The organism is Pseudomonas caricapapayae (assembly GCF_001400735.1).
GTDB classification, from domain to species: domain Bacteria; phylum Pseudomonadota; class Gammaproteobacteria; order Pseudomonadales; family Pseudomonadaceae; genus Aquipseudomonas; species Aquipseudomonas caricapapayae.
On sequence record NZ_LJPW01000059.1, the window covers coordinates 24,698 to 37,089 of the forward strand.

Here is a 12,392-nt window from a genome sequence, read left to right on the forward strand (position 1 = left end):
TAAACGAGTGCATGGGCGGGGCGATCGATATCGCCTCGTCCTCTGGTATCAATCAGCTGTTCAGCCTGCGCTTCAACAGTGATCCGAAACAGTGTTCAGCAGGCCGAACAGGCGCCTTCGGATGAGCCATACATCCAGCGCATCAGCGAATGCCGACCGCTGATGCCCAGTTTGATGGCGGCGCGGCGCTGGTAACTGCCGACCGTATTGACCTTCAGCGCAAGCCGTTCGGCCTGCTCGATAGCGGTGTGCCCGGCAAGCAGACCGATGCACACTTGCGTCTCCCGCTCGGACAATGTCAGACCTGTTTCGCGCAGTCGATCATGAAAACGCGCTTCAACGCTTTCGGTTTTCTTAGGCTCGACATTGATCATGGTCAGTTGCAAGGCATTGACATGTTTTTCAAGTATCGAGAACAACAGTGGGGAAAGCGCACTTAACTGACGACGTTCACGGTCCGAAAACTCATGCGCCGGCAGCGCGCGGAATACCGTTATCTTGCAACTGAAGTTTTCCGAGGCGTGGGCAGGATAAAGATGAATCGAGTCGTTCAGCAGCAAGGTCCCGCGCGACGACGTCACCGTTTCGTTGAACACCGTCGGTGCCAACGCGGTCAGTGTTTGCCAAGGCTGTGGCAGTGAAGAAAGGTGCGTGGCGTCCACGGCAAGCTGAGTGTCGATGAGCTTGTGGAACATGCTGGAAAAATGGCCGCTGCCGATGCTGGCGATGGCCCTGCCAATCTGCGGTAGTAAGGTATGAGGCATTGAGTCATCCATGATTTCAGAACTGCTGACAAGAGCTTAGACGCGAAACGCGAAGGGTGGTCACATCAACTCCGCGGCGAGTGATAGGGACGCCAGTGCGCCGCGTTAGATGCGTCTTAGAACACGACTAGTTCAGGCCGAAAAAGAATAACGCCCCGATGTTACATAAATAATGGAGCATCACAAACAGTGATATTCACCGTCGTTCCGGTAGGTTTAGCGAACGGGCACAGCGAGCCGGGGGCGACATCCTGTCACCTGACGCAGTCGCCCGCCTGGAGACTATTTGCCGAGCATGAGGCGGGTTATCAGGCGCGTCAGCCGTCCATAGGGGGCCGAGACCTTGTCGGACATGTTGAAGCGACTGAGCTTGAGAACGCCGCGGGCATGGGACAGGCGGACGAAGCCCTCATAGCCGTGATAGGCCCCGGTACCGCTTTGCCCGACGCCGCCGAACGGCAGATCATCCTGAGTGGCATGCAGCATGGTGCCATTGATGGTCACGCCGCCCGAATGTGTGCGGTTCAACACCAGATCCACGGACGTCTTGTCGTTGGAAAAGCAGTACAGCGCCAGAGGTGCAGGACGCGCATTGATAAAAGCGATGGCTTCATCGAGGGAGTCATAGGCAAGTACCGGCAGCAATGGACCAAAAATCTCCTCATGCATCAGGTCTGCTTTCAAGGGCACCTGCGTGAGTGCCATGGGCGCAATCTTGCGCTCGCGGGTCGACACCGGCGCGTTGTGTTGCCAGGCCTTCGCCCCTGTTGCGATAGCCTGGCTGGCCATGGCCACAAGCCGGTCGTGGTGGCGCTGGGAAATGATCGAGGTGTAGTCCGGATTGCCATCGAGCGTCGGGTAAAGTTTTTTTGCTGCAGCCAGCCACTCGCTGGCAAAGCTGTTGACCTGTTCACGCGGGACGAGAACATGATCAGGCGCTACGCAGGTCTGACCGGCGTTGAACAGCTTGCCGATCGCGATCATCCGGGCGGCTTTTTTGATCGAAAAGTCATCGCATACCACAACTGGCGACTTGCCACCCAGCTCCAGTGTCACCGGTGTCAGATTGCGCGCCGCTGCGGCCATGACCTGGCGACCTACCTGGGTCGAGCCGGTAAACAGCAGATGGTCGAAAGGCAGCTCACTGAATTGGCCCGCCAGCGCAGCGTCTCCAGTGACCACTACGACCTGTTCGGCGGGGAACGTCTCGCCCAGCAGTTGCTTGAGCAGTGCAGAGGTCAGGGGCGTCAATTCCGAAGGTTTGATCATCACCCGGTTGCCAGCCGCCAGGGCCTCGATCAACGGCACCAGCGTCAGCGTCAGCGGATAGTTCCACGGGGCCAGAACGCCGACAACGCCCAGCGGCTGATACATGACGTTGGCAGTAGCGGGCTTGAAGACGATACCGACCTTGCGCCGGGAAGGCCGCATCCACGCTTTGAGGTGCGCGCGAATATGCTTGATGCCATTGATGACAGGCATCAGCTCACCGAGTCTGGTTTCAGCGAACGAACGGTTGCCGAAGTCTGCACAGACCGTTTCGAGCAATCTGTCCTGATTGTCGCTGACCATGCGCAAAACAGCATTGAGGTGTGCAATTCGTTGAGCGTAGGAGGGTGCGCCCCGTGCCAGCACTGCAGCGCGCTGCGCCTCGAAAAGCTCGGTGAGCCCCGGGGCGGGAGACGGCGTGGTTAGCGTAATCCTTGCGGGCTGGTTCATGACGCTGCTCCTGTGGCTGCGTGTTTTTATAAGAGTAGATGCGGTGTTCCGGTCACGTCCTGGCTCACGTGACCCTATACAACCATCGCGGACCTATGAAGGGGCGATCCGGACGCGTCAACAGGCCGAAACGGTCAATCTGTAGTCGCGCCTTCATTTGCCGGTTTCAACGCCAGGCTCGGACACCAGACGATCCAGATGGCTGACGATCATCGCCGCCACCAGTGCGCAGGTCTCTGCCGGGTCCAGGGGCTCATCGAACAACAATTCGATGGTGGCGTGAATCATTTCTACTGCGACACGGGCAACCATGGCTATTCGCGCGGGATCGGCTTCGGGAATAGCGCTGGCAATAATAGCGGCCTGGGCTTTGGATACCCGGCGGTGGGAGTCGAGGCGCACATGTTCCAGTGCAGGAACTGCCCTTAATGCCTTGAGTGTCCACATACCACCCAACGTGGCGTCGGTAACCCGGTAGGTATCCAGAATCAACTCGGCGAGGGCCTGCTCCAGAGCCTGCGGCGTACCCGCGATCAGCTCGGGGGTGATCCAGTGATCGATACGCTCGTTCTGCTTCTCAAGCAGGCGTTCCCCCAGCACCGTCAACAGCGCGTATTTGTTGGGGAAATAGCGATACAGCGCAGGGGGTGTAAGACCTGCCCGCTCGCATACCAGGTTGGTGGACAAGCGCTCTATGCCGACTTCGCACAAGGTTTTGGCCGTGGCGACCAGAATGCGTTCGTACGTCTCGGTAGCGCGCTGCTGCGCCGGCAGCTTCTTGCGCTCTGCGGTTTTCCCTGCGATCTGCGCAGGAGCGGTTTCAGTGTTCAGCCTGGCCATAAGTACCTGTCAAGAAAGAGTGGGGCGCCAGCATGACGGTCGAAAAAAACAGTTGCTCGCCGGTAAAATGATAGTTATAACTATCGTGTAGCGATGACTATCATAACTGAAGCGTCGTTAATGTGACGGTCTGTTAAAACAAAAAATAAAAAAGGTGACCCTATGAACGCACGGCAATGGCTTTTCCTCTCTTCGGTTCTGATGTGCTCTCCCGGCATTCATGCGGCTGCAGGTCCGCTGGAGGCAAAGGGGCTTTGGCTGACGGCGGAAAAAGACGCCGTGGTCAGGCTTGACGACTGCGCGGACAAGCCAGGCGCTATCTGCGGACAGGTTGTCTGGGTCAAGGATGTTGCTTCGGGCAGCAGTGACTGCGGTGTGCAGATCCTGCAACTGTCCCGTTATGACCAGGATGCCTGGCGCGATGGCTGGGTGTATGACCCCCGTGATCAGAAAAAATATAAGGGTGCCGTCCGGGTCAAGGACGGACGCCTCAATGTAAGGGCTTTTGTCGGCACCGAAGTCCTCGGCAAGACAGAGCAATTCGAGCGTATCGCAACACTGCCTCCTGCCCCGGTTTGCAAACTGTAAATCCGGCCCTTTAGCGTGGGAGAGAATCATGCACACTTATACATTCCGTTATGTAATGGCTGCAGCACTGTGCTCTGCAGCAGGCTCGAACCTGGCTATCGCCGATGAAATGTCCAGCTACGCGGTGGATATCACTGCCAAGGCCAGCTCTGACATACGTACTCGAGGCATTTCCGATTCCCTGAATCGACCGGGCGCCAGGGTGACCATTCAGGTCGCTCATGAAACAGGCCTGGTGGCGCTCGCCGAATTTTCCACCGTCAGCAAAAAACAGTTCCTCGACGGTGATGGTCTGGGCGTGCTGCTCGCCGGCGGGTATCGCTTCGGTGATCCCGACGCCTGGCACTACGGCGTGGGGCTGGCGGCCGAGATGTTCCCGGGGGCTCAGTTCAAAGCGCCCAATCGCTTCGATTTCGAAACGTTCACGCCGGGCGACCAGCATACGACAAATTACAACAGCCAGTTTGCTGTGCTCGAAGTCGGCTATGGCGCGCTTGAAGGACGAATCGCCCGGGTTCTGTCGAAGAACTACCGGGGTGCCAACAGCGGTGGTGTATGCGGGGCGCAATTGCAGTTCAACGAAGACCCGACCAAAGGCCTGGAATGCTATGCCAAGGGTGACCGCAATTCCCGGGGCAGCCTGTTGTATGACCTGGATTACAAATACGCTCTGGGCATCAATACCCAACTCAAGTTGCACGCCGGTTATCAGCAGATCGCCAACTTCTCGGAAGCAGATTTCGCTGATTATGGTGCAGGGCTGGTTCATCACTGGTGGGGGTTTGACTGGGGTCTCGACTGGGTAACGACCAAAACCAGGGCACGTGAGCTGTATATGGCCGAGGACGACGGGCATGTGCGGAGCACGGACGGCAATCGCTGGGTAGCGTCGATTTCCCGCACATTCTGAGTAGACCTTTATGACTTCGCTTTTCATTTCCCGGACGCCTGAGGCGGCCACCGGCCTGGAGCAGCTCGTCCTCGCTATCGACCTTGGAACCTCTGGTTGCAAGTGCGCACTGGTCTCCATGGACGGTGACATCCGGGCCTGGGCGTTTCATGGTGTGCCGTTGCACGTCAGTGGCCTGAGTGCAGAGCAGGAACCCGAGGACTGGTGGAATGCGTTTCTGCTCGGGGCCAGCGAATTGCTGGGCGCAGATCCGCTCAGACGTCGCCAGGTGGTGGCCATCTGCTGCTCCACTCAAAGTGAAGGCACGGTGTGTGTCGACCGCAACGGTGTTGCGGTCGGCCGGGCATTGCTGTGGCTGGACAAGCGCGGTGCCGACTCCATCAAAAAGCGTATGGGCGGGGGCTGGTGCAATCTGGGCGGCTACGGGCCGCTCAAACTCTGGCGTTCGTTGCGACTGACAGGCGGGGTGGCGTCACTGTCCGGGATGGACTCGGCCGGGCACATGGCTTACATCCTTGATCATGACCCGGCACGCTATGAAAAGACCCACAAGTTTTTGAATGTGCTCGATTACATGAACATGCGTCTGTCGGGGCGCTACTGTGCAACGGGCGACTCGATGCTGACCGCCTGGATTACCGACAATCGTGACCCGCACAGCATTCGCTACGATGACGGCCTTATCAGGGCGCTGGGCATTGATGCTGGCAAGCTGCCTGATCTGGTCGGCTCGACAGAAGTCATCGGCACACTGAAACCCGAGCTTGCAACGGTACTGGGGCTGCCACGATCAACGCCGGTGGTTGCAGGAGCCGTCGACACCTCGGCAGTCGCTGTTGGCGCGACGGTGCGTGACTTCGCTCCGCACCTTTATCTGGGCACCTCGTCCTGGGTAGGCGCGCATGTACCGTTCAAGAAATCCAGTGTCCGTCACCATATTGCTGCGGTTCCCAGTGCGGTCAAAGGCCGCTATCTGGCAATGGCCATGCAATCGGCCGCAGGGGCCAACCTGTCGTTTCTACGCGACAAAGTGCTCTATCACCCGGACGAATTGTTGAGTGATGAACAGCAGCCCGATGTATATGCCTTGCTTGACCGCATCGCAGCCAGAGTGCCACCGGGTTCGCGGGGGCTGATCTACACGCCCTGGTTGTGTGGCGAACGCTCTCCGGTAGGTGACCCGAGCCTGCGTGCCGGGTTGATCAACCTGAAGCTCGAACACTCCAGGGAAGACATCATCCGGGCCTTCATGGAAGGCGTTGCGCACAACACTCGCTGGATGCTGGAACCGTTCTCGCGGTTTATCGGCCAGTCGAGTGGAATCATCGTGGCCACCGGTGGCGGAGCGCAATCGGATGTGTGGTGCCAGATCATGGCCGATGTCTGCGGGCGGGTCATCCAGCAACCGCATAACCCTATTCAAACCAACGCACGCGGTGCCGCTTTCATCGCTGCGGTAGCGCTCGAAAAATTGCAGTTTACCGATCTTCCGGCGTTGCAGAGGCCTCATCGGCTGTACGAACCATCACCGTCGATCCGCAGCCTGTATGACGACCGCTTCGCGACGTTCAAGGAAGTCCGCAAACGCCTGGCACCGCTCTATCGCAGGTTGAACCCATCGCAGGAGACGACACCATGAGTCACGTCCAACAACAGATCGTCGACCTGTCGCGGCATCTTTCACGCCGCGGCTTCTTTGCCGCTACCGGCGGCAATCTGGCGCTGCGGATCGACGCGCTGCACATCGCGGTCACACCGTCGGCCACCGACTACTTCAGCATGCGCCCGGAAGATGTCTGCGTGCTGCGACTCAAGGATCTGAAGCAATTGTCGGGAGAACGCTCGCCCTCGGTAGAAAGCGAGCTGCATGCCAAAGTCCTGCGCAGTCGGCCGGATGTCAATTGCAGTATCCATACCCATCAACCACTGGCCAGCGCCTGCACATTGTTCGGCAAAGCACTGGACGTGCCTTACCCGCCGCTATGGAAATCGCTGGGTAAACGCATTCAACTGGTGGGTTACGCACCGTCCGGCTCCGGCTGGCTCGCCGGCAAGCTCGGACGTGCCATTCGGCCTGACCACAATGCCTACCTGATGCGCAACCACGGCGTCTTGTGTTGCGGCCCGGATATCGAGACCACCCTGACGCGCCTGGAGGATCTGGAAACATTCTGTCGTGACCATCTTCTCAACCAGATCAAAGTCAATACCCGTGGAAAACCTGAGTCACGCGCCGCAGTAGCCCGACTGATCAGTGCCTTGACCAGCTCCAGCTCGCACGCACTCAGCCCTCAGACTTTTTCAGAGACTCAATCATGAACAAACCTCTTGATCCTGCCCGCGTGCCTGAAATTCCCGAATCGGCTGTATCGCAATGGCCCGATGTCGATTCACTCTACCGCCGGTTCGACGAACTGGTGAAGCAACCCATACGCCCCATCAAGCGTGAAGCGATGAGCAAGGTCATGGGTTATTTCGACGAACGCTGTCAGGGTTCGAAGCGCCTTTCCGAGGCCGCCAAAAAAGTCATACCGGGAGGCGTGCAGCACAACCTCGCATTCAACTATCCGTTTCCGCTGGCTTTCTCCCAGGCCAAGGGTGCGCACCTGACGGATGTCGATGGCAATCGCTACACCGATTTTCTCCAGGCAGGCGGCCCTACCTTGCTGGGATCGAATCACCCGGCCATTCGCGAACAGGTCAACCGTATCCTCGACGAGTGCGGACCGGTGACCGGCTTGCTGCATGAGTACGAGGTCAAGCTGGCCGAACTGGTCTGCCAAGTGATGCCGGGTGTGGACATGCTGCGCCTGCTGGGCTCGGGAACTGAGGCGGTGATGGCAGCGGTTCGTCTGGCCCGCGCCTATACCCGCAAGAAGTGGGTAATCAAGATTGGCGGAGCCTATCACGGCTGGAGCGATCAGCTTGTCTATGGCATGCGCCTGCCGGGCACCGGCCGCATGGAAGCCGTGGGCATTCCGCGAGGTGCCACTGCAAATACGCAGGAAAGCCCGCCCAATAATCTCGACGCATTGCGCCGCAGGCTGCAGATCAATCGCTTGCGTGGTGGCACCGCAGCAATCATGGTCGAACCCTTTGGCCCGGAAAGTGGCACCCGCCCGGTGCATGCAGACTTCAACCGACAGTTGCGGGCACTGTGCAACGAGTTCGACGCGCTACTTATTTTCGACGAGGTGGTCACCGGATTCCGCGCGGGACTGGGTGGCGCACAAGCTTATTTCAACGTTATGCCGGACATTACGGTACTGGGTAAATGCCTGACGGGGGGCTACCCCATGGCAGGTGCCATTGGCGGACGCAGGGACGTGATGCAGCTGCTTGCCGGTGGTATCGGCACATCTTCCCGGCGGGCTTTTGTCGGCGGGACGCTGTCGGCCAACCCGCTGTCGTGTGTGGCCGGTTATTACGCGCTGCTCGAAGCACGCCGTCTGAACGCACCGGCGCTGGCGGGCAGGGCGGGCGACCGCATGCGCGCAGGGCTGGACGAAATCATCAACCGGCGCGGCTTGCCCTACGTGGCGTACAACATGGGCTCCATCGTGCATCTGCAGACTTCCGGCGTGTTGCTGCTCGACACCGGTAATCCGCTCAAGCTGCTCAGAGCACGTAATGAGGCCAAGACCCGCAAGCACATGATGGAGGAGATGGGCGCGGCCTATACCGCTCACGGCCTTGTGACCCTGGCGGGCAGCCGCCTGTACACCAGCCTGGCGGACACTGACGATGTAATCGATGACGCTCTCGAGCGGTTCGACACTGTTTTTCAACTGGTGTGAGGTGAACACCGTGCGCGATCTACTTCGAAAACAATGGCTTGAGCTGCGCGAACGCCTGATGGGTCAGGCGGACTCGCACAGCAGTGTCTCATTGCGGTTACCGGGCGAGCAGGGCATGTGGCTCGGCAAGCTCGACGACCTGGCACCGCAGGCCGTCGCCTGGTCCGATCCTGCGCAAGACGAGCGCCAGACCCATGCGGCTATTTATCGGGCACGTGCCGATGTCGGCGCCATCCTGATCGGCGGCGGGGCTTTCGCAAAAAGTCTGGTCGATTTTGGCGGCGTCCTGCCGATTCTATTTGATGAGCAGGCACGCCACATAGGCCACATGGGCTCGCCCGCCAGTCCCGATCAGTCCCTGGCGCGTGCGTTGACGCGTGGCGGTAATGCCGCCGTCATCGATGGCACGCCGGTGGTCATGGGGACTACCGGTGCCCGAATGGTGCTCAACGCTGAATTGTTCGAAAAATGCGCCAAAGCGTACACCTTGGCCAAGGCATGCGGCACCCACCTCACGCTATTGCCCTGGTGGGTGGTGCTGGTCGCCAACGGAAGGCTGATGAAAGACGAGAAGCGGGCCGCGCAGTGTTTTGCCGACGGCAAGATCCCGCCTGAAACCCGCGGTTACTGATACTTCCGAAGAGGCACATGGCATGCAAACGTCGTCCGCTGTAACTCGCAGACATCTGAGTGCCGCCCTGGCACTGGGCTCGGTCGCGGTGTTGATGGTAGGCCTGCAACCGCTGCTTCTGGGCGAACTGCTCGCGCAACGTCATGTGTCACTCGAAGGCGTCGGGCTCGTCGCCATGGGCGAAATCGTGGCGCTGGGGCTGGGCGTGGTACTGGGTGACTTGCTGCGGTCGATGCTCAACCTGCGTCTGCTTACGGTCATCGCGATCTTTTGCGCAGCCGGGATGGACCTTGTCACGGCCAACGTAACTGGCGACGGACCATTAACGGCAGCGCGGGCGCTGGCGGGACTGGCCGAGGGTCTGCTGTTGTGGGGGGCGGTCAGCCTGATTGTTCAGGGGCCTGCGCCGGATCGGGTGGCAGGTGTGTTCATGGTGGTTCAGACACTGGCTCAGGCACTGATAGCCGCAGCACTCGCGTACCTGATACTGCCTGATCAAAGTGTCTATGCCGGCTTTGTGTTTCTCGGGATTCTGACCGCAGGCTCCGTGCTGTTCGTTGCCTGGCTACCCATACGCCTGCCGCAACAGCCTGACAAACAACCGGAAGTATCAGGCTTCAAATGGAACCTGAAGCAGGTGCTGCTATTGATGTTGGTGTTCATGCAGCTCTCGGCGGTAGGCGGGCTTTGGGCGTACCTTGAGCCGCTGGGCATTCATGCGGGGCTGGATGCGCATTCAGCCCAGTTGCTGGTATCCGCGATGTTGTTCATGCAGGTTCTGGGCGGGTGTCTGGGCATTCTGCTGGTGCGCCGGGTGCCTGACTATTCGATGCTGGCCGCCGCCGCACTGCTCCTGGCGAGCATTGCGCTGGGCATGTATATAACGGCTGATCAGGGCGTAACTGTATTTCTGGGCCTGTGCGGTCTTTTTGCCCTGATCTACCTGATGCTGACGCCGTTTCAGGTGCGCATTGCGCTTCAAATCGACCCCTCGGGACGCATCGCCGGGCTCATTCCGGGCATGCAACTGCTGGGCTGCGCATTCGGACCGCTATTGGCGTCGCAGTGGGTGTCTGGCGACAACGCTCAACCGGTGCTGCTGGTCAGTGTCTGGCTGTCGGTCACGGCGCTGTGTCTGATTGTGCTGTTGCATCGGCGGGCTGTCGGCAGACAGGTTGGTGTTGCACGTGGAGCGTGACGGCGTAGCCATCGCGGATTCCGAGCGTGCCGGCCCAGGCGGAAATACTCAAGCTTCTGCAGACCCTGCGCCGTGATACTGGCATGACCACGATTCTGGTCAGCCATGACATCAACACCGTCGCCCATTTGTGCGATAGGGCAGTGCTGATCCGTCAAGAACGTGTCGAAAGGCATCGTGATCGTGTCGCTCTGGGTTCACTGGCAGAGGCAGCCTTTGACCGATCATCACCGGAATTTCATGTCAGAAGTGATACAAAAAGCTACGTGTAGCGTTTTTCCGGCATTGATTTCTGGTCCGGGTGAATGACCCGGATGCGGCGCAGATCAACGCGTTGGAGGCGAATGACCCCGGTTTCACGCAGCGGCGACGGGCTTTTTGAAAAAAAGAGCGTGGACTCGGGATATAACACTAATTAGAATCAGTCTCATTTGGCGCACCCATCGCTCAAGGCTTTTGACATGACTGAAGCAGCGACGCTCTCACAGCAGACCTTGCATTCCCTTTACCGCGATCATCATGGCTGGCTGGAAAGCTGGCTGCGCAAACGCATGGGGAATGCCTGGGATGCTGCGGACCTGAGTCAGGATACGTTCCTGCGTGTGCTGTCCAGCTCTCAGCAGATCGCCGATATGCAGGAGCCACGCGCGTACCTGCTGACCGTGGGCAAACGCCTGCTCAGTAATTTCTACACGCGGCGAAGCCTGGAACAGGCTTACCTGGAAGCACTGGCGCAGTTGCCTGAAGACAGCGTGCCGTCTCCCGAGCAGCGCTGGCTGCTGCTGGAAACCCTACAGGCGCTGGACGAGTTGCTCGACGGGCTGTCGGCAGTGGTGCGTCGCGCGTTTCTCTGGAGCCAGCTCGAGGGGCTGGGGTATCGGGAAATTGCAGAGCGCCTGGGTGTATCCGAACGTACTGTAAAACGTTACATGGCGCAGGCCTACGAACACTGCCTGCTGGTGGAGTGGTGATTCGCTCGACCCCTTCCAGCGAAGAACGCGAGGTAGTACGCAGGGCGGCGCAGTGGCTCGCGCTTCTGGAATCCGGCGGTGCCAGCGAAGAAGATCACGCCATGCTGCAGCACTGGCGCGATAGCTCTGCCAGTCATGAGCGCGCCTGGCAAAAGGCGCAACAGCTGCGGCAGCGTTTTTTCGGCCTGCCTGCCAATCTGGCTATGGCTACTCTGGATCGTCCCGACAAGGCAAGACGCGCGGCGCTCAAACGGGCGCTGGGCGCTGTCGCACTGGTCCCTACCGCCTGGCTGGTGGGCCGTCAGCTGCCACTGGATGTCTGGCGCGCCGACCTGCAAACCTCCGTCGGCGAACACAAGCGCCTGTCGCTAGCCGATGGCAGCACCTTGCAACTGAACACAGACAGCGCGGTAAACGTCGATCTGGGTGCACGCCGAATCAGCCTTGTGCGGGGTGAGATAGCACTCAAGGTGCCGGGCAGTGCAGCGCTGACAATCAACGGTCCTTACGGGCGCATCGTGGTCAGTCAGAGCGAAGTCTGTGTACGTCTCAACGAAAGCGACTGCCGCGTATCGGTGGTCAGCGGTCTGGTGCAACTTTATCCGTTGCAGGGGCCCGTGCTGGCATTGCGTGCGCAACAGCAGGTCAGCCTCAGGCAGAGCGGAGCAGGGCCGGTCAGCGCCTTCGACGCCTTGCTGCCCGGCTGGCGAGACGATGTATTGACCGCGCAGAACCAGCAACTGGGGGATTTCCTGCGTGAGCTGGGTCGCTATCGTCCCGGCTTGTTGCGCTGGGAACCGGCACTTGAAACCCTGCGAGTGACGGGCAGTTTCAGGCTCGACAATACCGACCGCGTACTTTCGTTGCTGGCTGCCAGCCTGCCGGTGGAGGTGCAGATGCGTACCCGCTACTGGGTCACGCTGGTGCCTCGAAAAAACATTTCGACAAAAAATAATGCGTGAAGCTGTCCCTTT

General features: G+C 59.4%; 13 protein-coding genes. 10 read left to right on the plus strand and 3 right to left on the minus strand.

What is annotated here, in order from left to right; genetic code table 11:
* Nucleotides 1-95 precede the first annotated feature (95 nt).
* The 3 genes from ALO80_RS08660 to ALO80_RS08670 all read right to left on the minus strand — a co-directional run bounded on the left by ALO80_RS08660 (nt 96) and on the right by ALO80_RS08670 (nt 3,323).
* Complete coding sequence (locus ALO80_RS08660) at nt 96-764, minus strand: helix-turn-helix transcriptional regulator (RefSeq protein WP_055008679.1); 669 nt, start codon at nt 762-764, stop codon at nt 96-98.
* A gap of 282 nt (nt 765-1,046) precedes the next feature.
* Entirely contained in the window at nt 1,047-2,483 is a 1,437-nt protein-coding gene (locus ALO80_RS08665; RefSeq protein ID WP_055008680.1) for a coniferyl aldehyde dehydrogenase, read from the minus strand.
* 153 nt (nt 2,484-2,636) lie between these two features.
* Nucleotides 2,637-3,323: a TetR/AcrR family transcriptional regulator gene (locus ALO80_RS08670; RefSeq protein WP_055008681.1), complete on the minus strand. Its 687-nt coding sequence runs from the start codon at nt 3,321-3,323 to the stop codon at nt 2,637-2,639.
* Between the two features lie 162 nt (nt 3,324-3,485).
* Here ALO80_RS08670 and ALO80_RS08675 point away from each other — a divergent pair, with 162 nt between their 5' ends.
* From ALO80_RS08675 to ALO80_RS08720, 10 genes are all read left to right on the plus strand, one after another.
* A complete protein-coding gene (locus ALO80_RS08675; protein WP_055008682.1) occupies nt 3,486-3,911 on the plus strand; it encodes a DUF2147 domain-containing protein in 426 nt (141 codons plus the stop codon).
* Between the two features lie 28 nt (nt 3,912-3,939).
* Nucleotides 3,940-4,821 (plus strand): TorF family putative porin, encoded by an 882-nt coding sequence (locus tag ALO80_RS08680; RefSeq protein WP_055008683.1) that lies wholly within the window; start codon nt 3,940-3,942, stop codon nt 4,819-4,821.
* 10 nt (nt 4,822-4,831) lie between these two features.
* Nucleotides 4,832-6,460 (plus strand): xylulokinase, encoded by a 1,629-nt coding sequence (locus ALO80_RS08685; protein WP_055008684.1) that lies wholly within the window; start codon nt 4,832-4,834, stop codon nt 6,458-6,460.
* The gene (locus ALO80_RS08690; protein ID WP_055008685.1) at nt 6,457-7,140 is read left to right on the plus strand and encodes a class II aldolase/adducin family protein; all 684 of its coding nucleotides are present in this window, start codon (nt 6,457-6,459) and stop codon (nt 7,138-7,140) included. The genes ALO80_RS08685 and ALO80_RS08690 overlap by 4 nt, the downstream gene beginning before the upstream one ends.
* Nucleotides 7,137-8,618 (plus strand): aspartate aminotransferase family protein, encoded by a 1,482-nt coding sequence (locus ALO80_RS08695; RefSeq protein WP_055008686.1) that lies wholly within the window; start codon nt 7,137-7,139, stop codon nt 8,616-8,618. The genes ALO80_RS08690 and ALO80_RS08695 overlap by 4 nt, the downstream gene beginning before the upstream one ends.
* A gap of 10 nt (nt 8,619-8,628) precedes the next feature.
* The gene (locus ALO80_RS08700) at nt 8,629-9,249 is read left to right on the plus strand and encodes a hypothetical protein (RefSeq protein WP_083493207.1); all 621 of its coding nucleotides are present in this window, start codon (nt 8,629-8,631) and stop codon (nt 9,247-9,249) included.
* 22 nt (nt 9,250-9,271) lie between these two features.
* The gene (locus tag ALO80_RS08705; protein WP_055008688.1) at nt 9,272-10,447 is read left to right on the plus strand and encodes an MFS transporter; all 1,176 of its coding nucleotides are present in this window, start codon (nt 9,272-9,274) and stop codon (nt 10,445-10,447) included.
* Between the two features lie 83 nt (nt 10,448-10,530).
* Nucleotides 10,531-10,719: an ATP-binding cassette domain-containing protein gene (locus tag ALO80_RS08710; RefSeq protein ID WP_235812462.1), complete on the plus strand. Its 189-nt coding sequence runs from the start codon at nt 10,531-10,533 to the stop codon at nt 10,717-10,719.
* 189 nt (nt 10,720-10,908) lie between these two features.
* Nucleotides 10,909-11,418: a sigma-70 family RNA polymerase sigma factor gene (locus ALO80_RS08715; protein ID WP_055005751.1), complete on the plus strand. Its 510-nt coding sequence runs from the start codon at nt 10,909-10,911 to the stop codon at nt 11,416-11,418.
* Nucleotides 11,415-12,380, plus strand: a complete 966-nt coding sequence (locus ALO80_RS08720; protein ID WP_055008690.1) for a FecR domain-containing protein — start codon at nt 11,415-11,417, stop codon at nt 12,378-12,380. The genes ALO80_RS08715 and ALO80_RS08720 overlap by 4 nt, the downstream gene beginning before the upstream one ends.
* Nucleotides 12,381-12,392: the final 12 nt, after the last annotated feature.

Bases quoted from the DNA above. Each gene is read 5' to 3' on its own strand.
- ALO80_RS08710 (WP_235812462.1), top strand. From the start codon at position 10,531: ATGACCACGATTCTGGTCAGCCATGACATCAACACCGTCGCCCATTTG.
- ALO80_RS08670 (WP_055008681.1), bottom strand. From the start codon at position 3,323: ATGGCCAGGCTGAACACTGAAACCGCTCCTGCGCAGATCGCAGGGAAA.
- ALO80_RS08705 (WP_055008688.1), top strand. From the start codon at position 9,272: ATGCAAACGTCGTCCGCTGTAACTCGCAGACATCTGAGTGCCGCCCTG.
- ALO80_RS08685 (WP_055008684.1), top strand. From the start codon at position 4,832: ATGACTTCGCTTTTCATTTCCCGGACGCCTGAGGCGGCCACCGGCCTG.
- ALO80_RS08675 (WP_055008682.1), top strand. From the start codon at position 3,486: ATGAACGCACGGCAATGGCTTTTCCTCTCTTCGGTTCTGATGTGCTCT.
- ALO80_RS08680 (WP_055008683.1), top strand. From the start codon at position 3,940: ATGCACACTTATACATTCCGTTATGTAATGGCTGCAGCACTGTGCTCT.
- ALO80_RS08690 (WP_055008685.1), top strand. From the start codon at position 6,457: ATGAGTCACGTCCAACAACAGATCGTCGACCTGTCGCGGCATCTTTCA.
- ALO80_RS08695 (WP_055008686.1), top strand. From the start codon at position 7,137: ATGAACAAACCTCTTGATCCTGCCCGCGTGCCTGAAATTCCCGAATCG.
- ALO80_RS08660 (WP_055008679.1), bottom strand. From the start codon at position 764: ATGCCTCATACCTTACTACCGCAGATTGGCAGGGCCATCGCCAGCATC.
- ALO80_RS08665 (WP_055008680.1), bottom strand. From the start codon at position 2,483: ATGAACCAGCCCGCAAGGATTACGCTAACCACGCCGTCTCCCGCCCCG.
- ALO80_RS08715 (WP_055005751.1), top strand. From the start codon at position 10,909: ATGACTGAAGCAGCGACGCTCTCACAGCAGACCTTGCATTCCCTTTAC.